Below are 26433 nucleotides of genomic sequence, written 5' to 3'. Positions count from 1 at the left end.
CGCGCCGTCCGTCATTCCCAGCCAATGACTGCGGACTCACCCATGTCGCGGCTCGAACGGACCATGGTCGGCCGAGAGAAGTCGACCTATCGCCAGTTCGTCAGAGCGATTACGGTCGTCACGATCGCGCTGGTACTGGCCTGGCTGCTCACCCGGTTCGGCGTCTTCGGCCTCGACCCGGCGCTGTCGTCGCTGTTCGCCACCGCCGCGGGGGTCGCCGTCGCGGCCTACGTCGTGATGGGGATGGTCCAGTTCGTCGTGCTCGCCCGCGCGTACGACCGCGGCGCGACGGAGGTCGCCCAGACCGCCGAGGAACTGGAAGAGGCGGCCGACACCGTCGCGAAGACGGCCGACGAACTCGACGAGACCGTCGAGACCGTGGAGAAGGCCGCCGAGCAGGTCGACGAGGCGGCGGGCCAGGTCGACCAGAGCGCCGAGACGGTCGAGGAGGTCGTCGAGCAGGCCGACGACGTCGCCGCCGACCCGGAGAAGGCGGAGGCGGCCACCGAGCAGGTGAAGGAAGCCACCGAGCAGGTCGACGAGGTGACCGAACAGGTCGACCAGGCCGTCGAGCAGGCCAGCGAGGCCAAACAGAAGACCGGTGAGGCCAAGGAGACGGCCGACTCGGTCAAGGAGACCGTCGAGAAGGAGAAAGAACATCTCCCGCAGGGCGACGAAGGCGGGACGAACGACGAAGACCGGACGTAGGCGGCCCCGCCGAGGCCCACCGACCCGTACAATTTCTCCGGATGTCGACACCATTTAACCGAGCCACGGCGTTGCCCGTGTATGGTCGAGGTTCTTCTCGTCGTCGGTCTCCTCGTCGCCGTGTTCGTCGGCTTCAACATCGGCGGGTCGTCGACGGGCGTCGCCTTCGGGCCCGCGGTCGGGAGCGGTATCATCTCGAAGACGGCCGCCGCGGGCCTGATGACCGGGTTCGCGCTGCTGGGCGGGGCGACCGTGGGCACGCGCGTCATCGAGACGATGGGCGGCGACATCGTCCCCCAGGCCGAGTTCACCCTGGCGGCCAGCGTCACGGTCCTCTTCTTCGTCGGCCTCGCGCTGCTGATCTCGAACCTCTTCGGCGTCCCCGCCTCCACGTCGATGACCGCCGTCGGCGCCATCGCCGGCCTCGGCGTCGCCTCGGGCACCATCGACTGGGAGGTGATGGGCCAGATCGTCACCTGGTGGCTCGTCGCGCCCATCACCGCGTTCTGGGTGTGTGCGATGATCGGCCGCTACCTCTATCCCCACCTCGAAGCCCGGTTCGCGATCGAATCGCCGGGGGAGGAGAAGACGATGCGCGAGCGGGTCGGCGGGATACTCGTCGTCCTCATCGCCTGTTACATGGCGTTCGCGGCCGGCGCGTCGAACGTCGCCAACGCCGTCGCCCCGCTGGTCGGGAGCGGCGACCTCGGCCTCTACCCGGGGGTCGCGCTCGCCGGTGCGGCCATCGGCCTCGGTGCGTTCACCATCGCTCGCCGGACGCTGGACACGGTGGGCAGCGGCCTCACGCAGCTCCCGATACTGGCGTCGCTCATCGTCGAGATCGTGAGCGCGAGCATCATCACCGGGCTCTCCCAGATCGGCATCCCGGCGAGCCTGGCCGTCTCCGCGACGATGTGTATCGTCGGCCTCGGCTGGGGCCGGGCCACGCGGACGACGCGCCTCGCCGACGCCGCGGGGGCCGCCGTCACCGGGAAAGCGACCGTGGGGAGCGGTGACGGGGGCGGCGTCTCCGTCAACGCCATCGCGGCGGACGACGGCACCGACGCCACCGCCAACGGCGGCACCAGAGACGTCGCACCGATCGGCGAGGAGGACCCGGGCGACGTCGCCAGTGCGGCCGACCTGTTCGACCCGGACGCGACCGGCCGGGTCGTGATGCTGTGGATTCTCACCCCGACCATCGCCGCGACGGCGTCGTTCCTCGTCTTCGAGTACCTCCCAGTCTTCTGAGCCGGCCTCGACCTCGCCGGTCCGCGGTCAGATGCTCTCCTCTCACCCAGGGACCGCCGTGTGTCGCCCTCCCAAACCTGAAGCAAATTTAATATATCGGCACTCACAGGTCGGAGTACCATGCCAGACGTGACTAGCTGACCGCGAGCCCGTCGTGGTGGTGCAGCCGAGACTACCGTGGCAGGGCTCCCCGTTCGCGAGTACAGTCCGCCGACCGTCTACACGTACTCCCCTGCCAATGAGAGACACACGCAATCCGCACGAACCGCCACCGCCACCGCCGCCGATAACGCCGCCGCGCTTGCTGGCGATCGCCGCAGGCATCGCTGCGTTCCCCGCGATACTGTACGCGATCGAGCACCCGACCGCTGCCGCCGCCGCGCTCCTGTCGTTCGGCGTGGTCGCCACCGCCGTCAGGGTGGCGTGACCGCCGCCAGCCGTCGGCGTCCCTTCCATCCCGCCGTCGCTCCGGACTCTCGCTCGCTCGTACCGGACTCTCGACCGCTCGTGCCGGACTGCAACCTCGCCGAGTCCGCTGTCGGTAGCCTTTAACCGCCGGTCGTCCACCGATCGGTATGGTCGAGGTCCTCTTCCTGTTCGGCCTTCTCGTCGCCGTGTTCGTCGGGTTCAACATCGGCGGATCGTCGACGGGCGTCGCCTTCGGGCCCGCGGTGGGCGCCGGCACGGTGTCGAAGTTCGGCGCCGCCGCGCTGATGACTGTGTTCGCGCTCGCCGGCGGTCACTTCGTCGGTCGCGAAGTCGTCGACACCCTGGGAAGCGGCCTCGTCGACTCGGAGTTCACGATGGTCGTCAGCATCGTCGTGCTGTTCTTCATCGGCTTCGCGCTGTTCCTCTCGAACATCATCGGAGTCCCGGCCTCCACGTCGATGACTGCCGTGGGCGCGATGGCCGGACTCGGCATCGCCCAGGGCACGCTGAACTGGGACCAGATGGGGCGCATCGTCGCCTGGTGGCTCGTCTCTCCCATCCTGGCGTTCTGGGTCAGCGGCGTCGTCGGCCGCTACTTCTACCCCGCGCTGGTCGAGCGGTTCGCCATCCCCCAGTCCGAGGGGTCGCTGGTCGTACTCGACCGGTCGGGTACCGTCCCGCGGCCCGTGCTCGGCGAGAACACGAACCGGCGGGAGTTCGTCGGGACCGTCCTCGTCGTCGGCATCGGCTGTTACATGGCGTTCTCGGCGGGAGCCTCGAACATCGCCAACGCGGTCGCGCCGCTGGTGGGTAACGAATCGCTAGAGATGACGCCGGCCATCCTGCTGGGCGGCGGGGCCATCGGGCTGGGCGCGTTCACCATCGCCCGCCGGACGATGGACACCGTCGGCAACGACCTGACCGACCTGCCGCTGCTGGCTGCGCTGCTCGTCGCTGTCGTCAGTTCCACCATCGTCACGTTCCTCTCGGCGCTGGGCGTCCCGGCGAGTTTCGTCATCATCGCCACGATGAGCATCGTCGGCCTCGGCTGGGGACGGGCGACGCGGACCACGAAGCTCTCCCAGACGGTCCGCGGCGAGGTGCCCGGCGCCTCACCCGGCGCGCTCAAGGCCGACGCCGAGGACGCGCCGACCGTCGGCGGCGGCAAGTCGACGCCGACGCCGGGCAAACGAGCGCCCATCGGCGACGAAGCACGCGAGGACATTCCCCGGTCCTCGGACCTGTTCGAACCCGAGGCCACCGCCCGGATCATCCTGCTCCAGAACATCGTCCCGATGGTCGCGACGGTCGCCGCGTTTCTGGTCTTCCGGTTCACCCCGATAGCGTGAGGTGATCACCAGCGCGCCCGCCTCCGCAGTGGGTGTGAGTATCTACCACTCTCGTGCCAACCAGGTTGTCACCCGCGGTAGCGAAACGGGGCCTGGGTTACGATAGAGAGGATATTTTCCGCTTTCGCTTGAACGAACAGCAAAGTCTAACAGTAGGGCGGGCGAACTGGTCTACTGATGCCCACGGTAGAATACCTAAATTACGAAGTAGTCGACGATCAGGGCTGGGACATGTACGACGACGACGTCTTCGGCGAGGCCGCCGATATGGGCCTCGACGACGAGGACTACGGTACCCTCGACGTCAACGAAGGCGAGTACATCCTCGAGGCCGCCGAGGCACAGGGCTACGACTGGCCCTTCTCCTGTCGCGCCGGCGCCTGTGCGAACTGCGCCGCCATCGTCCTCGAGGGCGACATCGACATGGACATGCAGCAGATCCTCTCCGACGAGGAGGTCGAGGAGAAGAACGTCCGCCTGACCTGCATCGGGTCGGCCGCGGAGGACGAGGTCAAGATCGTCTACAACGCCAAGCACCTCGACTACCTGCAGAACCGCGTCATCTGAACGTCGACGTTCGACCACCGGTCGAGAGTCGGCCACCCAGGGTTGCACTCGGCAACTCTGTCGTTCTTATGCGATCTTCTCGGAGCCGTCGCGCTGCCTCTGTCTCCCGCCAGTCCCGCGACCCCGTCGCCACGACAACGATTTAGTACGCGCGCGGGACACCCAGAATATGACACAGGAACGGGCCGAGGCCGCGGGACCGATCGACGCGTTCCGGCAGTTCTTCGCGCTCCGGCGGGACGTCCTGGTCCTCTCGCTGGCGATGTTCGCCTTCAGCCTGGGGTTCCAGATGACCAGCCGGTTCCTGCCGGAGTACATGGTCGCGCTCGGGGCCTCGGGCTTCGTCGTCGGCCTGTTCGGCACCTTCGGTAACGTCATCTCGGCGGTGTTCCCCTACCCCGGCGGGGCCGTCTCGGACCGCATCGGCTCCCGGTACGCCCTCACCCTCTTCGGCCTCCTCTCGACGCTCGGCTTCGCGGTCTGGCTCGTGGCACCCGGCATCGGCGCGTTCGAGTTCGGCGGCGTCACCGTCGAACCGTGGATCTGGATCTTCGTCGGCCTCGTCCTCGCGCAGGCCTGGAAGTCCTTCGGCCTCGGCGCCACCTTCGCCGTCGTCAAGCAGGCCACCGACCCCTCGCGGCTGGCGGCGGGCTTCGCCAGCACCGAGACGTTCCGCCGGACGGCGTTCCTGGTCGGCCCGGTGCTGGCCGCCGTCCTCATCGGCTTCCACCCCGCGTTCACGGTGAGCTTCCAGTACGTCCTCGCCGTCGCCGTCCTGTTCGGGATTCTCGGCACCGTCGTCCAGCACCTCCTGTACGACGCCTCCTCGGACACCATCGGCGGCTCCTTCGAAGGAGTCGACCAGATCCGCCGTGACCTCCGGGACATGCCCGACGAACTCCGCCCGCTGCTCGTCGGCGACACGCTCGTCCGCTTCGCCAACGGGATGGTGTACGTCTTCTTCGTGCTCGTGGTCACCCAGTACCTCCAGGTCGGCCTGGAGACGACTGTCTCGGTCGCGGGGTTCTCCCAGACTATCGACCTCTCGCCGGCGGCCTTCTTCGGCTACCTGCTCGGCGTCGAGATGCTGATAGCCCTCCTGGTGATGGCCCCCGCCGCCAAGGCCGCCGAGCGGGTCGGCCTCAAACCCGTCGTCGCGCTGGGCTTCGCCGTCTACGCGATCTTCCCGGTCGTCCTCATCAACGCGCCCGCCAGCGCGACGGCGATGGTCCTCGTCTTCGCCTTCTCGGGCCTCCGCTTCGCCGGCCTGCCATCCCACAAGGCCCTCATCGTCGGCCCCGCCGAACAGGACGCCGGCGGCCGCGTCACGGGGACCTACTACCTCCTGCGCAACACCGTCGTCATCCCCAGCGCCGCCCTCGGTGGGTACCTCTGGCAGTACGTCACCCCCGAGGTCGCCTTCACCGTCGCCGCTGCCATCGGCCTCCTCGGGACGGGCTACTTCCTCCTGTTCGGCGAGGAGTTCGAGGCCTACGAGTAGCGTCTTCGGGGACCGAACGGGGCGGCGTTCCGGACGAACCCCGGCGACGGTGAGCCGACCGTCGGGAAGCGATCGGGGCGAGTCGTCCGGAACGAGGACCGTGGGAACGAGCGGAGCGGCCCCGTTGAAACCACCACCGGTGACAGATCTCGGCGTACTCTGGACACACGGCGCACAGTCGGCGCGCGTTGAGAGCTGTTGGCGAACGCTGCGGGACGCTCGTTCGGCGGTCACGCGATGTCCAGTATCCACCGGATCAGATTGATCGCCACGAGTACCGCCCCTTCGAGCCGCCCCAGCCGCCCGTTCGTTCCGAGGAGGACGACGGCGAGCACGGAGAGCCCGAGCAGCCAGACCGTGGTTCCGATGGCGGTCTCGACGACGAGGACGGGCGTCAGGGTCGACGTGACGCCCAAGACGAGCAACGTGTTGAAGACGTTGCTCCCGATGAGATTTCCGGCGGCGATGTCGCCCAATCCTTTCCGGGCGGCGGCGACGGAGGCGGCGATCTCCGGGGTCGAAGTACCGACTGCGACAATCGTTTCCCCGATGACCCACTCGGAGAGCCCCGCCGCCTCGGCGATGACCACTGCCGACGCCACCAGGAAGTGCGCAGCGACGACGATGGTACCGAGTCCGCCCAGAAGAAAGAGCGCCGTGTACCACGTTGCCCGACGCTCGTCGGCCGGTCCTCTCGCCGATTCGTCCGGTCGGTCGAACAGAATGAAGAGGTAGCCGGCGAACGCGACGAGCAGGACGACTCCATCGAGACGGGTTACCCGCAGGTCCCACAGTAACGCCAGCATCAGCACTGCCGAGAGTACCATTGCCAGTCCGTCCCGGCGGACCATTCGAGAGGAGCTTCGAACGCCGACGAGAGCGGCGGTCCCGCCGAGAACGATACCGACGTTGAAGAGGTTCGAACCGACGACGTTCGCGACCGCGATGTTCCCGTTGCCGACGAGCGCGGCGTCGATACTGACGGCGGCCTCCGGTGCCGAGGTGCCCATCGCGACGACAGTGAGGCCGACGACGAGCTCCGAGAGCCCGAAGCGGCGCGCCACCCTCGCCGCGTTCGACACGAACGCGTCCGCGCCGAGCCACAGGGCTCCGATGCTTACGCCGAACGTGACGAATGCGAGGAGTCCGCTGTCGGTCATCTGGCCTCGTGCCCGGTGTCGGCATTTCTCACCGCACGTGTATAATCACCAGCACGCGGTCGCGTGACTCCCCGGTCCGGCCTGAACTCCTGTTTCAGCCGAGACAGGACGGGCGGCACGGGAACGAGACCGCCCCACTGGAGCGGTCCGGGCACAGTGGGTCCGTGCGTCGAAATCTGGTCGGTGACAAGCCATTTGAACGTAATTCCCGTAGCCACTCACAGAGATGTACGAGGACATCCTGCTCCCGTTCGACGGAAGCGATGGGGCGGCGGCGGCGCTGCATCACGCCGCCGAAATCGCTCACTGGAGCGACGCTACGATCCACGTGCTCTTCGTCGCGGACACGACGCGCGATAGCGTCACCGTCGTCGAGAATCAGGCCGTCGACGTGCTCGTCCAGAAAGGCGAGGCCGTCGTCGAAGATGCGGAGAAGACGCTGCACACGCTCGGTTCGGACTCCGAGTCCGACGTCGTCCAGGGGAATCCTGCGCCGATGATCGTCGAGTACGCCGAGCGATACGACCACGACCTGATCGTACTGCCGACGCACGGTCGGAAGGGAGTGTCACGATACCTTCTCGGAAGCGTCACCGAGAAGGTCGTCCGTCTGGCTTCTGTCCCTGTTCTCACAGTGCGGATGCACGCCGACGAACAGCTGACGTTTCCCTACGAGAATATTCTGGTACCGACTGATGGGAGCGACGACGCCGCTCGTGCCGCCGAGTACGCCATCTCCCTCGCATCGGCTCTCGACGCGACCGTTCACGCGCTGTCCGTCGTGAAGGAGGGACCGCTCGGAGTGGACGTTCGTTCGAGCAAGGGTAGCCAGGACCGTGAGCGGGCGGCGACCGATGCCGTCGAGGACGTCGTCACCAGGGCGGAGGCCGTGGGAGTCAGGAACACGGTCCGTCACATCGAACGCGGCTCACCCGTCCGGAAGATACTCGATACGATCGACTCGAACGAGATCAACGCCGTCGTGATGGGGACGACGGGACGGCGTGGGACCGAGCGAATCCTCCTCGGGAGTGTCACTGAGAAGACCGTCCGGTCTGCGCCTGTTCCCGTCATCACAGTTAGCGACGGCCTGTAACTCGAACCGAACGGCCGTCGTGGAATCCGTAGCCTGTGCCGGGTTTCGGCGGCGCTACTGCGAGCACAGCGCGATCTGATCGCTCGAGTGCGAGCTGGTCACTCCAGAGACCTACCCATCGCCGTTCTCGTCGCTCTCGCGTCGCCCCCGGTGCTGGAAGAATCGGAACGGCGGGAGTCACGCGTTCGACCGTCTGCAAACGGATTGCTCGGCAGTGAGTGCCGCTCGGTAGACGGAGCGCGAACGGGACCCGAACGGCGGAGTGACCCCCTGGTTCAGGTGTTCTCGCCACGTACGTTCACACCGAGGATGAATCATGGCCCCACCTCGTGAATCAGACCACCGCGTGTTACAGCAGACAGCTACGTCAGAGACGGGTACGGAGAAGCGACGCCTTCGACGGATCGTTGGCGCAGCCGTAGTCGGAGTCGGCTACTGGACGCTCGTTCGGCCGCGGCTGCTGAACTGGGGGGCCTCCGAAACGGAAGCCAAAGCGTCACTCCCCGGTGACCGCCGCCTTCCGGACCCGGATGCCGAGTCGACCATGGCGATTCGTATCGACGCACCCCCCGACGCCATCTGGCCGTGGCTTCGACAGATAGGCCAGGACCGCGGTGGATTCTATAGCTACGAGTGGGCCGAGAACCTCGCCGGCCTCGACATTCACAACGCGGACCGGATCGTCGACGAGTGGCAAGGTCTCGCAGTGGGTGACACCGTTCGACTCGGCACTGCCGACCGGTTCCCCGACGCGACGCTCGAAGTGGTCGAGTTCGAACCGAATCGCTCACTGGTACTCCAGACACCGGCAGAACCGACGTGGTGGGTCTGGTCGTTCGTCTTGCATCCGGTTGACGAGGCGACGACCCGACTACTCGTCCGCTCGCGAATCCGACTGCCCGAGAATCCGATCGTCCGGTTCAGCGCCCTCGGAGTGCTGGATCCAGTTTCGTTCGTCATGACCCACGGCATGCTTCGAGGGATCCGAACGCGAGCCGAGCGTCTCGTCGGTCAGTCTCCCGGTCAGCGCGGCTGATCGGGGAGCGGTATGCAGCGCCGCAAACGCTATACCGGACCGGTCGCATCACCGAATCGTGCTTGCATCGACGCCCGACCTGCTCCGACTCGTCGCCGTCCCGGTCCTGGGGTGGGCCGCCTGGCGCGACGTGAAGACCCGTCGCGTCCCCAACCGGACCTGGAAACCGCTGGCCGTCCTGGCCGTCGTGCTCCTCCTCTGGGAAGCGCCGCAGGCCTGGGCGACGGGCGACCGGCTGTTCTTCCTGCAGGTGGCCATCAGCGTCGGGTTCATCGTGCCGCTGTCGACGGCGTTCTGGTACGTGGGGAGTTTCGGCGGCGCGGACGCCAAGGCGTTCTACGTCGTCGCGATACTGTTCCCGGTGTATCCCGTGTTCTACCTGCCGTGGGCGGCGCTGCCGCTCGAACCGACGCGGGTCGGCGTCTTCTCGCTGACCATCCTCTCGAACACGGTCGTCGTCGGCGCCGCCTACCCGCTGGCGGTCGCGCTGGGGAACCTCCTCCGGGGCCACGTCGCCTGGCCGATGCTCATCGGCAAACCCGTCGCCTGGGACCGGACGACCGACGAGTACGGGATGCTCCTGGAGACGCCCGATGGGTTCACCCGCGGTGGCCTCGACCTCGACGCGCTCCGGATGTACCTCCAGTGGCGCGACGAGTCGCTGGCCGCGCTCCGCGAGGACCCGGAGCGACTCCGCCATCCCGACAGTCTCCCCAGGGTCCCCAACGCGCCGGGTGACGGCGGGATGGCCACCGACGGCGGCGTGCCCGTCGATGGGACGGCCGCGCCGGACGACGGTGGGAGCGGCGCTGTTCCCCCCGCACCGCGAGCCGAGGACCCCTGGGGCGCCCAGGCGTTCCTCGACGACATCGACCACTCGGCCTACGGCACCTCGCCGGCGCAACTGCGCGAGGGCCTGGAGGTGCTCACGACCGCCGACGAGGTGTGGATATCGCCGGGCATCCCCTTCATCGTCCCCATGTTCTTCGGACTGGTCCTCTCGCTCACCTACGGCGACGTGCTGTTCACCGCGGTCGCGGCCCTCGGATTCGCCTAGTTCCGGGCGCCGACGCCCGCTGCCGTCGTCGACCGTCGCTAGCAGAAAGCCTATCCGGGCCACGCGCCTCCGCTCGTCCATGAGCGACGCCGCCGAGACCACCGAGCCAGACCTGGCCTTCGACGAGCAGGAGTTGCTGCCCGCGGTGGCACAGGACGCCGACACCGGCGAAGTGCTGATGCTCGCGTACGTCACCGAGGAGGCCCTCGAGCACACTCGCGAGACGGGGCTGGCCCACTACTACTCGCGCAGCCGCGACGAACTCTGGAAGAAGGGTGGCTCCAGCGGTCACACCCAGGCAATCGAGGAGGTTCGCGTCGACTGCGACGGCGACGCCATCCTCTACCTCGTCGACCAGGACGGCGGCGCCTGCCACACCGGCTACGAGTCCTGTTTCTACCGGACCGTCGACGGCGATGTGGTCGGCGAGCGCGTCTTCGACCCGGACGAGGTGTACGAGTAGGCCGATGGTCGAGTCGGTCGCCCGCCTCGAACGCGCGGACGCGGACCGGCGGGAGGCGAAATCACAGGTCGAGTCCGTCGGCGAGGAGAACCTCCGCGACCTCCGCGAGGCCGTCGGCGACCTGCGGGAGATCCTCACCGCCTACGAGGACCGGGCCGTCCGCGACGAGGACTTCGCGGCCTTCATCGAGTTCCAGGACCGCATCGGCCACTTCACGAACGACCTCCCGGAGGACCTGCCCGAGCGAGAGACCTTCGAGGACATCGACGACCTGCTCCAGCAGCGCCGCCTCGTCGAGAGCGACTTCGAGGACGCCAGGGAGCGCCTGGCGGACGCCGAATCCGCGCTGGCGCCCCTGGAAGACTGGGAGGACGCCACCGACCGCTACCGCGAAGCCCGCCGCGCCGTGGGCCGCCGACTCGACGAGGTCCGGGACGAAATCGCCGAGCGGGAACGCCTCCAGCGTCTCGGCGAGGCCGACCTGGACGCACCCGTCGAACGCCTTCGAGACCCTATCGAGACGTACGACCAGAACGTGCGCGAGGCGTTCGCGTCGTTCAGATCCGACTCCTCGGCCCGCGAGGTGCTCGACTTCCTGGCGACGACGGCCAACTTTCCGCTCGTCCCCTTCGAGCGGCCGCCCGACGACCTCCGGACGTTCGTCCGGACCCACGAGGCCGGGACCGAGTCGATCCCCCAGTTGCTGGAGTACGCGGGCTTCTCCCGGTCGAAGCTGGACCACTACGTCGACGACCCCGACGCGCTCAAACGGGCGGTGGCTACCCAGCAGACCTACCTGGAGCGCCTCGACGCCGACCCGCTCACCGTCGGCTGGCCGCCGCCGGAAGCCGACGTGCTACGCTGGCAGTGTAACGAGCGCATCTCGGTTGTCGGCCGGTTCGCCCCGGACGTAGTGCCCGATCTGCGCGCGGTCCGGGAACTCACCCGGCGCGAGGACTACGACCGGTTGCGGACCAGTGCGCAGGCCCGCGACCAGTTGACCGACGCGGAACGCGAGCGGCTCCGGAGCGGTGCCGTCGAGGAAGAACTCGCGGAGCTGCGCGAGGAACGCGAGCAACTGGAAGACGCGCTGGAGACGTATCCGGACCGGTGAGCGCTGTCTCACTTATCCGAATCCGAAGGGCACGTCGCCGTCGTTCGATTCGAGATATCGAACCGCAGCTTCGATACTGGTCAACCTGACGTTTTCACGATGACCACCACCGTACGATTCGACTGGACACTCCGGATCCGTGGCCATCTCTTCGAGTAACGTCCGTCCACGCCCTCGCTCGTCGGTCGGGAGTGAATACCCGACGATGGTGTCGATTTGTATCTTGTGCGCGCCAACCACATCCTTGCGGAGCATCTTTCGAACGAGACAATTCCGGATCGCCTGTGCTTGCATCGGGACTGCCTGGCCCCGTCTCCATAGATAAACCGAAGTGTGTAGTTTGAAAGCTACAATAGTGCAGTCTCGTACAAACATTTATGTTGCTTCCAGAACCCACTTGCGTGTACGGAGACCACAATGTCCGAGACAGCGCACGAAGAGGCCTACGCCGACGGAACCCCGCTCGTCGAACTGTTCGGCGACGGAGCCAGGGCGCGAATGCTCAGCGTCTTCGTCGACGAGCGCACGCGCGACCTGAGCGTCAGCGAGATAGCTCGCCAGGCCGGCGTCGCCCGGAGCACCGTCTACGACCACCTCGACGACTTCGTCGAACTCGGCGTCGTCGAGTTCACCAGAGAGACCGGTCCGAGCAAACGCTACCAGTTCAACGCCGATAGCGAGATCGCGGACTTCCTCTACAAACTCGACGGCACAGTATTATCGAAGCTGCTAGAGAACCGGGACGACGTCGACTACGACGGGACCGACTAGTCCTGCACGCGCCGCACCGCGTCGCCGAACATCGCCGCCAGTTCTTCCGCCCGCTTCTCGGTCCGGGCCTCGGCGTAGATACGGATCACCGGTTCGGTCCCCGAGGGACGAGCCAGCACCCAGCCGTCGCCGTAGTCCAGGCGATAGCCGTCGGTCGTGTCCAGTTCGGCGACGGCGTCGCGGGCGGTCTCCTCGATGGCCCCGATCATCGCCGTCTCCTCGGTCTCGTCGGCGTAGCCGACGGCCTCGCGGACGTTGGCGTAGCCGTCGAAGGCGCCGGCGATCTCGCTGGCCGGCCGCTCGGCGACCAGTTCGCAGAACTTCGCGGCGGTGTAGGCGCCGTCCCGGGCGATGCGGTAGTCGGGGTAGATGACGCCACCGTTGCCCTCGCCGGCGACGGCGACGCGCTCGCCGTCGGCCTGGAGCTCCCTGACCCGGGTGATGATGTTCGTACTGCCGATGGCGGTCAGCGTGAGGTCGGCGCCGGCCGCCTCGACGACGTCGGCGACGCGCTGGGAGGCGTTGACCGCCGAGACGACCGCGTCGCCGGGTTCGACGGCGGCCTCGACCAGCGCGGCCAGCGCGGCGTCGCCGTTGACGAACGCGCCGTCCTCGTCGACGAACGTCGCCCGGTCGGCGTCGCCGTCGTGAGCGACGCCCAGGTCCGCGTCGGTCGCCTTCACGTGTTCGGCCAGGTCGGCGAGGTTGGCGGCGACGGGCTCCGGGTCCCGGCCGGGGAAGTGGCCGTCGGGCTGGGCGTTGACGGTGTGGACCGTACAGCCCAGCTCCCGGAAGAAGTCGGGGCTGGTGTGACAGCCAGCGCCGTGGCCGGGGTCGACGACGACGGTGAGGTCGGCGTCGGCGATGGCCTCGCGGTCGACGGCGTCGAGGATCCCCTCGACGTAGGACTCGCCGACGCCGTCGACGTGGCGGGCCGCGCCGACGTCGGCCCAGGAGACCCGCTCCCAGGACTCGGCCGCGAGTCGCTCCTCCACGCTGTCGAGCGTCGCCCGGTCGAGTTCGACGCCGTCCGGACCGACCAGCTTCACGCCGTTGTACGCCGGCGGGTTGTGCGAGGCGGTGATCATCAGTCCCGGTACCCCCTCCGCGGCGCAGTAGGCCTGCAGCCCCGGCGTCGGCAGTTCGCCGAGCCGGTCGACGTCGAGGCCGACGCTGGCCAGGCCGCTGGCGGCCGCGTTCGCGAACAGCTGTCCCGTCGTCCGGGTGTCGCGCGCGAGCGCGGCGCGGTCGGCCTCCCACACCGTCCCCGCCGCCTGCGCGATCTGGAGGACGTACGACGGCGTCAGCTCCTCGTTAGCGACTCCCCGGACGCCGCTCGACCCGAACACTTGCATCCAACTGGGCATGTGGTGGCGAGTTGCTTAGTGGTACCGCTCGTTTCACGACGCGTCCGGCCGGCTCGTGGCATCTCGCTGACTGTCCGGGGCGTTCCTGGCAAGCACCACGCACGGATCCCGTAACCCCGAGCCGGCGTCGACGAGTGCAGGGTGACCGCGCGGGCGCGGCCGACGACCGACGCCTATTTGTATACTGACCAGATAGTCAGTCGGTAATGACCGCGGAGGACTCGTCGAAAGAGGAGATAATGTCGGCCACGTTCGACGCCCTCTGTGAGCACGGCTACGCGAACCTCACGATGCAGTCGATCGCGGACGAGTTCGACAAGAGCAAGTCGCTCATCCACTACCACTACGACTCCAAGGACGACCTGCTGGCGGCGTTCATGGACCACCTGCTGGAGAACTTCGTCGAGATGGTCACCGGCTGCGGCGGCCAGGACCCGGTCGAGGAACTCCGCAGGATGGCCGATATCGTCGTCGTCGGTGCTGACGACGGCAACGACGCCAACGACTTCCACACGGCGCTACTCGGCCTGCGTGCCCAGGCGCCGTACGACGAGAAGCTGCGCGACCAACTGGCGCGCAACGACGCGCGGATCCGCGAACTGATCGCCGACATCGTTCGTGACGGACAGGAGCAGGGACAGTTCGACGAGTCGGTCGACCCCGAGGAGTTCGCCGCGCTGTTTCGCTCGGCCATCGAGGGCGCCCAGGCACACGGCGTCGTCCTCGGTGACGCGGCCCCCACCGACGAGGTGATGGCTGCCGTCGACGACCTGCTCGTGAACCGGCTGCTGGTCGGCGGAGAAGGCGGTGAAGCGGACGGCGAGGAGGGCGGCGAGTGAGCGAGGACGCGGACCGCGACCTGACCTCGGGGTCGCTGTGGCGCCCCCTGCTCGCCCTCTCTGCGCCCATCGTCGTCACGCAGCTCCTGCAGGTGCTGTACAACCTCGTCGACACCATCTGGGTCGGTCAACTGGGGACGGACGCGGTGAGCGCCCTCTCCTTTTCCTGGCCGCCCGTGTTCGTCCTCATCTCGCTGGGCGGCGGGCTGACGCTGGCCGGGAGCGTCCTGGTCGCCCAGAACAAGGGCGCCGACAAGCTGGACCGGGTAAACGAGGTCGCCGGCCAGACGCTGGCGTTCGTCACCCTGTTCTCGCTGGTCCTCGGCGTCGTCGGGTACTTCATGGCCCCGACGTTCCTGCGACTCATCGGCGCAGAGCCGGGCACCGACGTGTTCACCTACTCCGTCGAGTACATGCGCGTCATCTTCGTGGGCGTCTGGTTCATGTTCGGCTTCTTCGTCTTCCAGTCGCTGCTGCGCGGATGGGGCGACACGAAGACGCCGATGTATCTGATGGCACTCAGCGTCGCCGTCAACATCGTCCTCGACCCGATCTTCATCTTCGGGTTCCAGGAGAATCCGCTGTTCGCGCTGGTCGGCCTGGAGTCGCTGCAGGCGCCGCTGTACGCCGCCACCGGCTTCACCGGCTACGGCGTCCAGGGCGCGGCCATCGCGACCATCATCTCGCGCTCGCTCGCGACGATTCCGGGCGTCGCGCTCCTGTTCACCGGCCATCTGGGCCTCTCGCTGTCCTTCTCGGACCTTCGCCTGGAACTGGAGACGATGAAGCGGATCGTCGAGATCGGTTACCCCGCCAGCATCGAGCAGAGCTCCGGGGCGCTGTCCTACAGCGCCATGACGGCCATCGTCGCCATCGTCGGCCCGACCGCGGTCGCCTCCTTCGGCATCTCCTCGCGGATCAACTCGCTGGTCTTCCTGCTGGCGGTCGGCCTCGGGATGGGCGTCGAGACCGCCGTCGGCCAGAACCTCGGGGCCGAACGCGCCCAGCGCGCTCGCCGCGTCGTCTTCATGGCCGTCGGAATCCTCGTCTCCGTCTACCTCGTCCTGACGCTGGTCGCCGTCGCCTACGCCGAACCCATCGTCTCGGTGTTCATCGAGGGTGACGACCCCAGGTCCGGCGAGGTGGTCAACATCGGCGTCCGGTTCCTCTACATCGTCGCGCCGACGTGGGGGCTGATGGGCGTCTTCCACGTCATCAAGGGCTGTTTCAACGGCGCCGGCTCCACCCGCGCGGCGATGATCTTCTCGGTCACCGCCGTGTGGGGGCTGCAGGTCGTCCCCGCGTACGTCCTCCTCGCGTGGTTCGACATGGGCACCGACGGCGCCTGGTGGGCCATCGCCCTGATGCACGCCGGCGCGGCGCTGCTCGTGACCGCGTGGTTCGCCCGCGACACCTGGTCGGACCGGGTCGTCGACGAAGACGACCTGGCGCCGACGCCGGCCGACTGACGAACTCGAACCCACCGATGGCTCACTACTGTCAGGTCCGTCGACCAGGTTCTCTTCAGCCTCAGAGCGACGCTGCCGGATCCGGTTCGACCCCACACAGTCGCCAGGCGGTGCAGCGTGCCTGTGCTAGTCACACCCACATAAACCACAGGGTTCTGGACCGACACGTCGTCTCCGTCGGTTGCAGATCACCGCCCGCTCCCGAGCGGTTCGACCACCGCAGTTCGCGAGGAAACACGTGACCGATTCAGAGACCACTCCCGTCGACGGCGACCCGCTGGGCCACCTGATCCGGCGGTACGCGCGACCGCACAGCCGCCGGTTCGTCCTCGGCGGCGCCGGGATGGGGCTCTCCCAGATTCCCGGGCGAGTGCCGGCGCTGCTCGTCGGGGTCGCGCTGGACGCCATCTTCCTCGAGAGGGAGCGGTACTCGCTGCCGCTCGTCCCCCAGTCGTTGATCCCAGAGGAGCAAGCGGGGCAGGTCGTCTTCACCATCACCCTGCTCGCGGTCGCGTTCGCCGCCGAGGCGGTCCTGAGCTGGCTCGGCGGCCGGATCTCCGGGACGGCGACCTACCGGACGCTCCACGACGTCCGCGTGGACACCTTCGACGCGCTCGTGGGCCACGAGATGGGCTACTTCGACGACCGCCAGACGGGGGACCTGATGAGCGTCCTCAACAACGACGTGGGGAACCTCCGGAAGTTCGGCGACGCCTCGTTCCGGGGCCTGCGATTCCTCCTCCAGGTCGTCGTCTCCTTCGCCTTCATGGCGCTGCTCCACTGGCAACTGGCGATACTGCTCGCGCTCATGCCGCTCGTCCTCGCGGGCCTGAGCTACTGGTACGCCGTCCGGGTCGAGCCCCGCTACGACGCCGTCCGTGAGACCATCGGGACCGTCAACTCCCGGCTGGAGGACTCCATCGACGGGATCACGACGGTCAAGGCCTTCACCAGTGAGGACGACGAGCGAGACGCCATCCGGGACGTCTCCGCCCGGTACCGGGACGACAAGTGGGCCGTCATCCGCCTGCGGCTGGCGTACAACCTGAGCACCTGGCTGCTCGCGTCGCTGGTGTTCATCGGCGTCTTCGCCGCCGGCGCGCTCGTCGTGATGGGCGACGTCCCCGCCTTCGTCGAGCCCCTCTCGGCCGGGACGCTCGTGACCTTCCTCTTCTACGGGAAGTCCTTCTACGCCCCCATCCGCCAGCTCATGCTCGAAGTGCTCGACAGCTACGAGAACGCGCTGGCCTCCAGCAAGCGCATCGTCGCGGTGCTCGAGCGGACGAACGAGCTGGACACCGGCGACGAAGACGGCGAGCTCTCGGTCCGCGAGGCCCGCCTCGACTACGAGGACGTCGCCTTCGCCTACGACGGCGCCGAGGAGGCCACCGTCGAAGACGTCGACTTCACCGCCGACCCCGGCGACCTCGTGGGTATCGTGGGCCCAACCGGCGCGGGCAAGTCGACTATCGTCAAGCTCCTCTTCCGCTTTTACGACCCCAGCGATGGGACCGTCCGCATCGACGGGACGGATATCGCGACGGTCTCCCGGCGCAGCCTCCGCCGGCACCTGGGCTACGTCTCCCAGGACCCGTTCCTCTTCTACGGGACGGTGCGGGAGAACGTCGCCTACGCCGTCGCAGACGCCGACCACGAGGACGTCGTCGCCGCCGCGAAGCAGGCGGGCGCCCACGAGTTCGTCACCGACCTGGCCGAGGGGTACGACACCCACGTCGGCGAGCGCGGCGGCCGCCTCTCCGGCGGCCAGCGCCAGCGCATCGCCATCGCGCGGGCCATCATGCGCGAGCCAGACGTCCTCGTCCTCGACGAGGCGACGAGCCACGTCGACAACGAGACCGAACGCCAGATCCAGGCCAGCGTCGACGCGCTGGGCGCCGAACAGACCACTATCGCCATCGCCCACCGGCTCTCCACGGTCCGGGACGCCGACCAGATCATCGTCCTCGACGACGGCCGGATCCGGGAGGCGGGCACCCACGACGAACTCGTGGCCGAGGACGGACTGTACGCCGACCTCTGGCGCGTCCAGGTCGGTGAGACGGACGCCCTCTCCGATTCGTTCCTCGACAGAGTGAGCGAGGGTGAGGAGGTAGTTCGATGAGCGACGCGAGCGACGACGGAGGTTCGGACGACTCCCCCGCAGACTGCGACCGCCCGGACAACGTCGCCGACGCGGCGGTCGACCGCTGGCCGCTCTATCGACTGGTCGCCGAGAGCGGCCGGGAGAACGCCCTCTTCGTCGTCGTCGGGATTCTCGGGACGGGGATCGCCCAGGTGCTCGCGACGGCGGACATGTTCGTCATCGGGATCGCCTTCGACGCGATGTTCAACGGCCAGCCCTACGACCTGCCACTCCTGCCGACCGGCGTCGTCCCGGGCGACGAGCCCGCGAGGATGCTCGCGTTCACCGTCGCGTTGCTGGTGGGGCTGAAAGTGGCCGACGTGAGCCTCGCCATCACGGGCCAGTACTGCTGGAACCTGCTGGCCCAGCGCATCCAGCACGCCGTCCGCGTCGACGCCTTCGACACGGTCCAGCGCCTCGGGATGGGCTTCTTCGACGGCCAGCAGACGGGCGACGTGATGAGCGTGCTCAACAACGACGTCAACCGGCTGGAGGAGTTCCTCACGAACGGCCCGCAGATGACCGTCTACGCGACGGTGGTGACGATCAGCTCCTTCGGCTACATGGCCCTGCTGAACTGGCGGCTCGCGCTCGTCGCCGTCGCGCTCGCCCCCGTCGTCGCCGTCGCCAACTGGTGGTTCGGCCGTCGCCACGAACGCCGCCACGACGCCGTCCGCGCCGAGACCGGCAAGCTCAACGCCGCGCTGGAGACGGCCATCAGCGGCGTCCCCGTCGTCAAGGCCTACGGCGGCGAGCGCCACGAGACCGACCGCGTCGCCGACCGGTCGCGGGTCCACCGCGGCGCCATCTGGCGCTCGCACGTCACCCGCTCGCGCCACGAACCGGCGCTCCGCCTGCTGGCCGGGATGGCGTTCCTGCTCACCTTCGTCGTCGGCACCCAGTGGGTGCTCGACGACCGCTTCTGGGTCCTCCGGGGGACACTGACCGCCGGCGAACTCATCCCCTTCCTCTACTACACCCAGAACCTCGTCGGGCCGATGCGCGTCCTCGCCAGAGTGACCGGCTTCTACAAGGGCGCGAAGGCCGCCGCCAAGCGCGTCGTCGGCATCCAGCAGGTCGAGCCGCCCCGCGAGACGGACGGCGTCGAACTGACCGATGTCGCGGGCCGCGTCGAGTACGACGACGTGAGCTTCGGGTATCCGGGGAGCGAGCCGCGAAGCGGCTCGGAAAATGCGAGCGGGGAGGGAAGCGACCCGCGAGCAAGCGACGAGCAGGTCATCAGCGACGTGGCCATCGACGTCGCCCCCGGCGAGACCGTCGGGCTCGTCGGCGCCACCGGCGCGGGCAAGTCCACGCTCACGAAGCTCCTGTTGCGCTTCTACGACCCAGACGAGGGCGCGGTCAGGCTGGACGGCCACGACGTCCGGGACGTCTCGCTGCCTTCGCTCCGGGAGTCCATCGGCTACGTCGCCCAGGACCCGTTCCTCTTCACCGGCACCGTCCGGGAGAACATCGCGTACGGGGTCAGCGAGGACGACCGCCGAGAGTCCTCGAACAGTGCGAGCGGTGAAACCGCGAGCAGCGACGAGCGCGACGCCACCGACGAGGAGGTCGTCGCCGCCGCGAAGCAGGCCGGCGCCCACGAGTTCATCTCCTCGATGGAGGCGGGCTACGACACCGAGGTCGGCGAGCGCGGGACGAAGCTCTCGGGCGGCCAGCGCCAGCGCATCGCCCTGGCCCGCGTCCTGCTGACCGACCCGCCGCTGCTCGTCCTCGACGAGGCCACCAGCCAGGTCGACAACCGGACCGAAGTCCTGATCCAGCGTAGCCTCGCCGAGGTGACCGCCGACCGGACGACGCTCGTCGTCGCCCACCGGCTCTCGACGGTCCGGGACGCCGACCAGATCGTCGTCCTCGACGACGGCGAGATCGAGGAGGTCGGCACTCACGACGAACTCGTCGCCCGCGAGGGCGCCTACGCCGACCTCTGGAAGGTACAGGTGGGCGAGGTCGGTGCGGACTAAGCTACCAGTAGGACGACTCAAGTGTCGGACCGCCCGTCGTAGGATATGAACCGTCGTCGCTTCCTCGGCGTCGCCGCGACCGCGTCGCTCGCCGGCTGTCTGGGCATCGCCGGGAACGAGGATCCCAGTCGGCTCGACCTGACCGTGCAGAACGACCGCGCCGACCCGGTCACCGCCCAGGTGACGGTCTTCGACGACGAGGGGACGACCTACGAGGACGAGTCCGACCGAATCGATAGCGGCGTCGCTCGCGCCTTCGAGATGACGGTCGGAACGAGCGGGCGCCACGAAGTAACCGTCTCGGGCGAGGACTGGGGCGGCGAACTCGCCTGGGACGCGGGTACGTGCGCGCGCTTCGACGGCACCGTCAGGGTCACCGACGAGCGCGTCGAAGTGGCCGGTGAGTGCGTCGAGTCGCGGTAATCCGGAACCGGAAGAGTGGGGCGCGGACTCCTACGCCGCCACCAGGTCCGGCGCTTCTTCGTCGAACAGCTGCGCGAGCAGCCGCTGCTGGCCCAGGCGGAGGTGCCGGTTCACCGTCGGCTGGGTGACGTCGAGCATCTCGGCCACCTCCTCGCCGGTGCTCTGGCGGGGCCACTCGAAGAAGCCGGCGAAGTAGGCCGTCCGCAGCACCTCCAGCTGTCGGTCGGTCAACTCGCCCAGTAGCGAGGAGAGCAGTTGCTGGCGAGTCCCCATGCCGCGCTCGACGTTGCGCCGGCCGGCGAGTTCGACGGAGGGGAACTCCTCGCCGAGGGTCTCGACGAACTCGCGGACGTCCGTCGACGTCGGCAGGTCGACGACGACTTCCGTCCCAATCGGCGTGGCGCGGATGGAGCGCGGGGAGGCGCCCTGGTCGACCAGCGCCGACGGGAGGACCGTCCCGGTGACGGTGACTTCGAACAGGCACCGGCCGTCGTCGCTCTCGCTCACGAGTCGGCACTCCGTCACCGCGTAGAGGCCCTCGAGGACGTCGGCGACGGCGTCGGCGGCCGCGCCGGTGGTGGCGAAGAACAGCCGGGTCTCGTCGGCCGACCGGGTCGAGATGCCCTCGTACTCGACGTCGCAGTCGGCGTCGCGGGCGACCCGCGACAGCACGCCGTTCGGGTCGTCGAACCGGAGCGTCAGCTCGACGACGGTGTCTGCGTGGAGCGCTTCGCGGGCCGAGACGGCGTTGATGGCGTTGGCGATGGACCGGCCGAGTTCGGCGAACACCGTCCGTTCGAGGTCGCCGAAGGTGTCCGGCTCGCCGGCGTAGACGGTGAGGGCGCCGTGGCTGTACTCGTCGACGGCCAGCGGGACGCTGATCACCGAGTGGAAGTCGTTGGCCAGCGCTCCCCGGCGCCAGGCGTCCTCGCGCAACCGGTCGACGACGTTGCCGACGACCGTCGCCTCCCCGGAGCGGGCGGTCGCCAGCGACGGCTCGGTCGAGTCTTTCAGGTCGTCCAGCGCGAGCGTGTCGAGGTAGGTCTGGCCGGGCCCCGCCCACGCCCGGGGGACGAGTTCGTCGCCGTCACCGTCGAACCCGCCGATCCAGGCGAAGGCGACGTCGTCGGACTCGACGAGGCGGTCGCAGACGGCCGACTCCACCTCCTCGCGGCTGGTCGCGCCGACGAGCGACTGGTCGACCCGGCGGATGATGTCGTTGATCTGGATCTGCCGGCGGAGCCGCCGGTTCTGGGCCTCGAGTTCCTCGTCGCGCTTCCGGAGGTCGGCCTCGCTGGCCAGGCGGTCGAAGGCTGCCTCCGTCGTCGCCACGAGCGTCTCGGCTAGCCGCCGGGTGTCGTCGTCGATGCGGGGGCCGTCGGTCGCCACGACGAACACGCCGTGGTCGCCCATCGGGACGAGCAGGCCGCCGTCGACGGACTCGCCGAACACCCGCGACTGGCGGGCGGTCTCGGCGTCGTCGAACACCACTCGCTCTCCCGTCGCGAAGCAGTTCCACACGGCCGCGTCGTCGCCGACGCCGACCGAGGGGGCCCCGTCGGAGAGCGCATCGAACGCGTCCGTGTAGGCCGCCGGGACGAGCCGGTTCGAGGCGTCGTCGATGGTGTAGACGGCGACGCCCGAGACGTCGAACAGCTCCGCCGCCGTCTCGACGACCAGTTCGGCGACCTCCGTCTCGGACTCGGTGTGGAGCAGGCCCCTCGTGGCGTCGTGGAGCGATTGCAGGGCCAGTTCGCGCTCCTTCTGTCTGGTGATATCCTGGAACGCCCCGCGGAGCTTGACGGTCTCCCCGTCTTGCTGGATCGCCTTACCGATGGCCCTGACCCACCGCTGCTCGCCGTCCGCGGCGTAAAACCGGGTCTCCTCGTCGTAAGTACCGCCCGTCTCGACGACGCGATCGATGGCGTCGCGAATGCGGGGCCTGTCCTCGGTGTGGTAGAAGTCGAGAGCCTCGTCGAGAGTCACGTCCGCCCCTGGCGGGAGGCCGTGAATGCGATACAGTTCGTCGGTCCACTCGAGGACCGGCTCGTCGCCCGCCAGGTCGAGTTCCCACCCGCCGACCGCGGCGAGTTGCTGGGCCTGGGCGAGCATGTCCTTCGTCCGTTCGAGTTCCCGCTGGCGCTCCTTGCGCCTCGAGATGTCCTCGCTGACACCGAGATTGCCGACGATGGTGCCGTCGGCGTCGCGCAGCGGCGCGGCGGAGAGACTCAGCTCGATGCGCTCCCCGTCCCTGGTCTGGCGGAGGACTTCGGCGCCCCGGACCGTCTCGCCGTCGGCGAGACGACGCAGGATGTCTGCGTGTTCCTCGGCCCGCTCCGGCGGGACGATGGGCATCGGTTCGCCGAGTATCTCGTCTTCGCGCCAGCCGAAGATTCGCTCGGCCGCCGGGTTCCACAGCGTGACGGTCCCGTCCGTGTCGAGGGCGACGATGGCGTCCGGCGAGGCGTCGATGACGGCGTTGAGCCGTTCGTTCGTCTCCTGCAGTTCGCGCTCGCGCTCCTTTCGTTCGGTGATGTCCTCGATGTACCCCACGACCTCGCTGATGTCCCCCGCCGCGTCGTACACCGGTCCCGTCGACAGCGAGACGTCGATCTGCTCGCCGTCTTTCGTCACCCGTTCGAGTTCGACCTGCGAGATGGCCTCGCCGTCGAGGACACGCTGGCGGACCGGGTCCGGGTCGTCGTCGCCGTCGGAGATCGCCGGGTACGGCTCTCCCAGCACCTCCTCGGCGGACCACCCGAATATCTGCTCCATCGCGTCGTTCCAGAGCGTGACGATGCCCTCCGGGGTCGTCCCGACGACGCCGACCGGTGACGTCTCGATGAACTTCTGCATCCGGTTCTTGGTCGCCCGCAGTTCCGCTTCGCGCTCTTTCTGTTCGGTGATGTCCTGTATCGAGCCGCGGAGTTTGACGACCTCGCCGTCCTCGGAGACGGCCTCGCCCAGCGCGCGCACCCAGCGGTGCTGGTCCGAGCCGGACTGGATCCGGACCTCCATGTCGTAGCTCTCGCCCCGCTCGATGGCCGCCTCGAGCCGGTTCTCGATGTACTCCCGGTCCTCGGGGTGATAGCGGTCGACGACCGTCTCGACGTCGACCGGCGTCCCGGGTTCGACGCCGTGGATGTCGTACAGTTCGTCGGTCCACGTCATCTCGGGCGGGTCGGTGGTGAGGTCGAGTTCCCACCCGCCGATGCGGGCGATCCGTCCCGCCTGTTCGAGGAGGTCCGTGGTCCGTTCGATCTCCGCCTCCCGTTCCCTGCGTTCAGTTATGTCCAGGGCAGCGATGGTCAGGCCGACGATCTCCCCGGACTCGTTCCGGAACGGTTCGACCGTGAGGTCGTACGTCACCTCCTCGCCGGAGGGGAGTTCGTACGTCACCTCCTCGCGCACGGCGTCACCGGTCTCGAGCGCGCTCCGTTTGATCTCCGTGAGCGTTTCCGCCGACTGGGGCGGGAATATTTCGTCGTCACGCTTCCCGATCACCTCGTGGTCCCTGAAGTCACGTTGCGGGTTGCCGACCCACGTGTAGCGGAGGTCGGTATCTTGCCTGAACGCGACGAGGGGGGAGTTCTCGAGGGCCACGCGAAAGTGTTCCTTCTCGGTCCGAAGGTCCTGCTCGAGGCGCCTGCGCTCGCTGACGTCCCGCCCGATGCCGGCCAGTACCTGGTTTCCCTCGGGGTCTTCCAGCCTGGCAGCGACGAGCTCGTAGGGTATCGACCGTCCGTCTTTGGTCAGGGCCTCTACTTCGATGCGGGTGTTTCCCGTCTCGAACACCTCCTCGATCGCGGCGGAGACGGCTTCCACGTCCTGCTCCGAGAAGAACTCCAGCGCCTGCTTCCCCCGCAGCTCGTCGTCCGTGTAGCCGGTCACCTCGCTCATGCTCTCGTTCCACCGCTGGAGGTTGCCGTTCGAGTCGAGCACGTAGAACACGTCGTCGAGCGCGTCGAGGATGTCGTCGGTGTACTCCTTGTAGCGCTGTAACTGCTGTTCTCGTTCCTTGCGTTCGGTGATGTCGTGGTTGATCCCGACCATCCGCCGGTGGCCCTCCTCGTCGACGACGACCCAACCACGAGCGTTGACCCAGATCCACCGTCCGTCCTCGTGGCGGAGCCTGAACTCCGTCAGAAACAGTTCGTCGTTCTCGAGCGCCCGGTCAACCGCCGCGTCGATTCGTGACACGTCGTCCGGGTGAACCCGCCGTTCGAAGTCGTCGTAGGTCCCCTCGAAGGTGCCCGGTTCGAGCCCCAGCATCCGTTCGAACGTCTCGCTCCAGTCGACTTCGTTCGTCTCCATGTTCCAGTCGTAGATCCCGGTTCTCGTCCCTTCCAGTGTGAGTTCGAGTTTCCGTTTCGTCTCGCGCAGTTCCCGCTCGCGTTCCTTCTGCTCGGTGACGTACTGTGAGATACCGATGAGACCGCGGACGTCGCCGTCCTCGTCGCGCCAGGGTACCTTCGACGTGAGGAGCCACTCCTCGTCCGCGGGGTCGAACTCGACCTTCTCGACGATCGGCTCCCCCTCCTCGATCACGCGCCGGTCGTCGGCGTGGGTCTCCGCTGCGAGTTCGCTGTCGTAGATTTCCGGGTCCGTCTTCCCGATGAACCACTCCTCGTCGTCGGGATACTGCTCGCGGTGGTAGGGGATACTCGTCCGGACGTGGCGCCCCTCCCGGTCCTTGACGTAGAGGCTGACCGGGAGCCGCTCGAACAGCGAGTCCAGCAGGCTCGCCTGCCGCTCCAGTTCCGCCTCGCGCGCCGTGCGTTCGGAGACGTCACGTCCGATAGCCGCGACGACCGGATTCCCGTCGGCGTCTTCGAGCGCCGAGGCGACGAACTCGTAGGTGGTCTGCTCTCCGTCGACCGTGGTGAGTGGCGCCTCGACTCGCACGCTGCCCGTCTCGGAGGCAGCCCGTATCGCCCCCTCGACCGTCCGGTGGTCGTCCGCCGGGAACCACTCCAGGACGTGGGTCGACGCCATCTCCGCGTCGTCGTATCCGAGCACGTCGGCGAGACGCTCGTTCCACCGCTGGGGGTAGCCGTCCTCGTCGATGACGGCAAACACGTCCTCGACGGCGTCGAGCGCGTCGTCGGTGGCGGTCGCGTGGCGTTCGAGTTCCCGTCCGGCACCCCCAGTGCGCCGGTCACTGCCCCCAGCACGGTCAGCCAGCGACCCGACGGCGTCGTACAGCAGGCCGATATCGTCCTCGCGGTCGCTCTCGAAGTCGACGTCCTCGCCGTCCTCGAAGCGCTCGATCCGGTCGAGGAGGTCGGCGACGGCGTCGTCGTCGTCGTCACCGCCCGCGACGGCGAGTCCGACGAATCCCACCAACACCTGGCCCGGACCGCCGGGGCTCCCGAACACTGCCGGGTCGCCGACGATGCCCACGGAGACGGCGACGCAGAACGCGACGGACAGGACGAACCACGCGTGAACCCGGTTCCACCGGTGGCGCCACCGGTCGGTCGCGGGAACCACGCCCCATGATGCAGTCATATCGTGTCATTAGAGTTCGACACTCATTATACACGTCCATTCAGATGCATTTCAGAAAGACGGATGCTCCCCGGAGCACTGCAGAGCCGCCGGAAGCACGGCGAGCCTGCCCCGTCGCGGCGGGTCGGGCCGGATGCGAATCGGCGGGGACACTATACACGTTACCCCCGTCGCCCGCCGTCGCAACGCATATT

General features: G+C 68.1%; 21 protein-coding genes. 17 read left to right on the top strand and 4 right to left on the bottom strand.

The annotated features are described in order from the left end of the window. Positions 1–24 precede the first annotated feature (24 nt). The 6 genes from BM337_RS19125 to BM337_RS19105 all read left to right on the top strand — a co-directional run bounded on the left by BM337_RS19125 (position 25) and on the right by BM337_RS19105 (position 5805). A complete protein-coding gene (locus BM337_RS19125; protein ID WP_089818981.1) occupies positions 25–708 on the top strand; it encodes a hypothetical protein in 684 nt (227 codons plus the stop codon). 81 nt (positions 709–789) lie between these two features. Then, positions 790–1959: an inorganic phosphate transporter gene (locus tag BM337_RS19120; RefSeq protein WP_089818980.1), complete on the top strand. Its 1170-nt coding sequence runs from the start codon at positions 790–792 to the stop codon at positions 1957–1959. Between the two features lie 238 nt (positions 1960–2197). Then, positions 2198–2386, top strand: a complete 189-nt coding sequence (locus tag BM337_RS20825) for a hypothetical protein (RefSeq protein WP_143117766.1) — start codon at positions 2198–2200, stop codon at positions 2384–2386. Between the two features lie 148 nt (positions 2387–2534). After that, on the top strand, positions 2535–3737 hold the full coding sequence (locus BM337_RS19115) for an inorganic phosphate transporter (RefSeq protein WP_089818978.1): 1203 nt from the start codon (positions 2535–2537) through the stop codon (positions 3735–3737). A 177-nt stretch (positions 3738–3914) separates the two neighbouring features. Then, positions 3915–4304: a ferredoxin Fer gene (fer, locus tag BM337_RS19110; RefSeq protein WP_089818976.1), complete on the top strand. Its 390-nt coding sequence runs from the start codon at positions 3915–3917 to the stop codon at positions 4302–4304. 169 nt (positions 4305–4473) lie between these two features. Then, positions 4474–5805, top strand: coding sequence for an MFS transporter (locus tag BM337_RS19105; RefSeq protein ID WP_089818974.1), 1332 nt, complete (start codon positions 4474–4476; stop codon positions 5803–5805). 230 nt (positions 5806–6035) lie between these two features. On the opposite strand, the gene BM337_RS19100 is transcribed toward BM337_RS19105, so the two are convergent. Further along, entirely contained in the window at positions 6036–6965 is a 930-nt protein-coding gene (locus BM337_RS19100; protein WP_089818972.1) for a calcium/sodium antiporter, read from the bottom strand. Positions 6966–7191: 226 nt separating this feature from the next. Between BM337_RS19100 and BM337_RS19095 the strand changes: the two genes are divergently transcribed. The 5 genes from BM337_RS19095 (at position 7192) to BM337_RS19075 (ending at position 11731) form a co-directional block, all read left to right on the top strand. Then, the gene (locus BM337_RS19095; RefSeq protein WP_089818970.1) at positions 7192–8061 is read left to right on the top strand and encodes a universal stress protein; all 870 of its coding nucleotides are present in this window, start codon (positions 7192–7194) and stop codon (positions 8059–8061) included. A 544-nt stretch (positions 8062–8605) separates the two neighbouring features. Next, positions 8606–9097, top strand: a complete 492-nt coding sequence (locus BM337_RS19090) for an SRPBCC family protein (RefSeq protein WP_218155604.1) — start codon at positions 8606–8608, stop codon at positions 9095–9097. Positions 9098–9155: 58 nt separating this feature from the next. Then, positions 9156–10154, top strand: a complete 999-nt coding sequence (locus tag BM337_RS19085; protein WP_089818968.1) for an A24 family peptidase — start codon at positions 9156–9158, stop codon at positions 10152–10154. Positions 10155–10233: 79 nt separating this feature from the next. Further along, positions 10234–10617, top strand: a complete 384-nt coding sequence (hisI, locus tag BM337_RS19080) for a phosphoribosyl-AMP cyclohydrolase (protein WP_089818966.1) — start codon at positions 10234–10236, stop codon at positions 10615–10617. A 4-nt stretch (positions 10618–10621) separates the two neighbouring features. Beyond that, positions 10622–11731: a DUF7118 family protein gene (locus tag BM337_RS19075; protein ID WP_089818964.1), complete on the top strand. Its 1110-nt coding sequence runs from the start codon at positions 10622–10624 to the stop codon at positions 11729–11731. A gap of 12 nt (positions 11732–11743) precedes the next feature. Here BM337_RS19075 and BM337_RS19070 read toward each other — a convergent pair whose 3' ends face one another. Next, entirely contained in the window at positions 11744–12025 is a 282-nt protein-coding gene (locus tag BM337_RS19070) for a hypothetical protein (RefSeq protein WP_143117765.1), read from the bottom strand. A 123-nt stretch (positions 12026–12148) separates the two neighbouring features. Between BM337_RS19070 and BM337_RS19065 the strand changes: the two genes are divergently transcribed. After that, positions 12149–12502, top strand: coding sequence for a winged helix-turn-helix domain-containing protein (locus BM337_RS19065; RefSeq protein ID WP_089818960.1), 354 nt, complete (start codon positions 12149–12151; stop codon positions 12500–12502). On the opposite strand, the gene glmM is transcribed toward BM337_RS19065, so the two are convergent. Further along, complete coding sequence (glmM, locus tag BM337_RS19060; RefSeq protein ID WP_089818958.1) at positions 12499–13857, bottom strand: phosphoglucosamine mutase; 1359 nt, start codon at positions 13855–13857, stop codon at positions 12499–12501. The two genes, BM337_RS19065 and glmM, sit on opposite strands and share 4 nt — an antisense overlap. Before the next feature lie 218 nt (positions 13858–14075). Between glmM and BM337_RS19055 the strand changes: the two genes are divergently transcribed. The 5 genes from BM337_RS19055 to BM337_RS19035 all read left to right on the top strand — a co-directional run bounded on the left by BM337_RS19055 (position 14076) and on the right by BM337_RS19035 (position 20728). Then, positions 14076–14708, top strand: a complete 633-nt coding sequence (locus BM337_RS19055) for a TetR/AcrR family transcriptional regulator (RefSeq protein ID WP_089818956.1) — start codon at positions 14076–14078, stop codon at positions 14706–14708. Continuing rightward, a complete protein-coding gene (locus tag BM337_RS19050) occupies positions 14705–16177 on the top strand; it encodes an MATE family efflux transporter (protein WP_089818954.1) in 1473 nt (490 codons plus the stop codon). The genes BM337_RS19055 and BM337_RS19050 overlap by 4 nt, the downstream gene beginning before the upstream one ends. Positions 16178–16415: 238 nt before the next feature. After that, on the top strand, positions 16416–18299 hold the full coding sequence (locus BM337_RS19045; RefSeq protein ID WP_245778706.1) for an ABC transporter ATP-binding protein: 1884 nt from the start codon (positions 16416–16418) through the stop codon (positions 18297–18299). After that, positions 18296–20305 (top strand): ABC transporter ATP-binding protein, encoded by a 2010-nt coding sequence (locus tag BM337_RS19040; RefSeq protein WP_089818952.1) that lies wholly within the window; start codon positions 18296–18298, stop codon positions 20303–20305. The genes BM337_RS19045 and BM337_RS19040 overlap by 4 nt, the downstream gene beginning before the upstream one ends. 45 nt (positions 20306–20350) lie before the next feature. After that, the gene (locus BM337_RS19035; protein WP_089818950.1) at positions 20351–20728 is read left to right on the top strand and encodes a hypothetical protein; all 378 of its coding nucleotides are present in this window, start codon (positions 20351–20353) and stop codon (positions 20726–20728) included. 30 nt (positions 20729–20758) lie between these two features. On the opposite strand, the gene BM337_RS19030 is transcribed toward BM337_RS19035, so the two are convergent. Further along, positions 20759–26239, bottom strand: coding sequence for a PAS domain S-box protein (locus tag BM337_RS19030; protein ID WP_089818948.1), 5481 nt, complete (start codon positions 26237–26239; stop codon positions 20759–20761). Positions 26240–26433: the final 194 nt, after the last annotated feature.

Origin of the sequence: Halomicrobium zhouii (genome assembly GCF_900114435.1) — an archaeon.
Classification (GTDB): Archaea; Halobacteriota; Halobacteria; order Halobacteriales; family Haloarculaceae; genus Halomicrobium; species Halomicrobium zhouii.
This window is presented reverse-complemented; position numbering and strand designations above follow the sequence as displayed.

What these genes read in the sequence shown, in the direction of transcription:
- BM337_RS19095 (WP_089818970.1), top strand. Translation starts at nt 7,192, where the DNA reads ATGTACGAGGACATCCTGCTCCCGTTCGACGGAAGCGATGGGGCGGCG.
- BM337_RS19120 (WP_089818980.1), top strand. Translation starts at nt 790, where the DNA reads ATGGTCGAGGTTCTTCTCGTCGTCGGTCTCCTCGTCGCCGTGTTCGTC.
- BM337_RS19065 (WP_089818960.1), top strand. Translation starts at nt 12,149, where the DNA reads ATGTCCGAGACAGCGCACGAAGAGGCCTACGCCGACGGAACCCCGCTC.
- BM337_RS19100 (WP_089818972.1), bottom strand. Translation starts at nt 6,965, where the DNA reads ATGACCGACAGCGGACTCCTCGCATTCGTCACGTTCGGCGTAAGCATC.
- BM337_RS19055 (WP_089818956.1), top strand. Translation starts at nt 14,076, where the DNA reads ATGACCGCGGAGGACTCGTCGAAAGAGGAGATAATGTCGGCCACGTTC.
- fer (WP_089818976.1), top strand. Translation starts at nt 3,915, where the DNA reads ATGCCCACGGTAGAATACCTAAATTACGAAGTAGTCGACGATCAGGGC.
- BM337_RS19090 (WP_218155604.1), top strand. Translation starts at nt 8,606, where the DNA reads ATGGCGATTCGTATCGACGCACCCCCCGACGCCATCTGGCCGTGGCTT.
- BM337_RS19030 (WP_089818948.1), bottom strand. Translation starts at nt 26,239, where the DNA reads ATGACTGCATCATGGGGCGTGGTTCCCGCGACCGACCGGTGGCGCCAC.
- BM337_RS20825 (WP_143117766.1), top strand. Translation starts at nt 2,198, where the DNA reads ATGAGAGACACACGCAATCCGCACGAACCGCCACCGCCACCGCCGCCG.
- BM337_RS19075 (WP_089818964.1), top strand. Translation starts at nt 10,622, where the DNA reads ATGGTCGAGTCGGTCGCCCGCCTCGAACGCGCGGACGCGGACCGGCGG.
- hisI (WP_089818966.1), top strand. Translation starts at nt 10,234, where the DNA reads ATGAGCGACGCCGCCGAGACCACCGAGCCAGACCTGGCCTTCGACGAG.
- BM337_RS19125 (WP_089818981.1), top strand. Translation starts at nt 25, where the DNA reads ATGACTGCGGACTCACCCATGTCGCGGCTCGAACGGACCATGGTCGGC.
- BM337_RS19105 (WP_089818974.1), top strand. Translation starts at nt 4,474, where the DNA reads ATGACACAGGAACGGGCCGAGGCCGCGGGACCGATCGACGCGTTCCGG.
- BM337_RS19115 (WP_089818978.1), top strand. Translation starts at nt 2,535, where the DNA reads ATGGTCGAGGTCCTCTTCCTGTTCGGCCTTCTCGTCGCCGTGTTCGTC.
- BM337_RS19070 (WP_143117765.1), bottom strand. Translation starts at nt 12,025, where the DNA reads ATGCAAGCACAGGCGATCCGGAATTGTCTCGTTCGAAAGATGCTCCGC.
- BM337_RS19040 (WP_089818952.1), top strand. Translation starts at nt 18,296, where the DNA reads ATGAGCGACGCGAGCGACGACGGAGGTTCGGACGACTCCCCCGCAGAC.
- BM337_RS19035 (WP_089818950.1), top strand. Translation starts at nt 20,351, where the DNA reads ATGAACCGTCGTCGCTTCCTCGGCGTCGCCGCGACCGCGTCGCTCGCC.
- glmM (WP_089818958.1), bottom strand. Translation starts at nt 13,857, where the DNA reads ATGCAAGTGTTCGGGTCGAGCGGCGTCCGGGGAGTCGCTAACGAGGAG.